At 63.7% G+C, this 251-nt stretch carries 1 protein-coding gene; it reads left to right on the top strand.

The genetic code is table 11. The features are described from left to right. On the top strand, nucleotides 1-235 hold a 235-nt coding region (gene ccsA, locus R0J88_RS22010; protein ID WP_410901179.1), incomplete at its 5' end, for a cytochrome c biogenesis protein CcsA. Nucleotides 236-251: the final 16 nt, after the last annotated feature.

The raw sequence follows: 251 nt of genomic DNA, 5'->3' as shown, positions 1-251 counted from the left end.
CGTGTCGATCATCAGCGGCACCATCTATCTGGACAACATGTTCGCCCAGCATCTGGCTCACAAGACGGTGCTCAGCCTCGGCGCCTGGATCATCTTCGCCGTGCTGCTGTTCGGGCATCACGTGCTGGGCTGGCGCGGCCAGCGTGCCGCCCGCTGGACACTGGGCGGCTGCCTGGTACTGGCGCTGGCCTTCTTCGGCACCAAGTTCGTGCTGCAAGTGGTATTTTCCCACTAAGCCCTGCCACCCCGAC

Source organism: Pseudoalteromonas sp. SIMBA_162, assembly GCF_046535955.1.
Lineage (GTDB): Bacteria > Pseudomonadota > Gammaproteobacteria > Enterobacterales > Alteromonadaceae > Pseudoalteromonas > Pseudoalteromonas marina.
The sequence above is the reverse complement of the archived record's forward strand: the minus strand, read 5'-3'. Positions and strand labels throughout refer to the sequence as shown.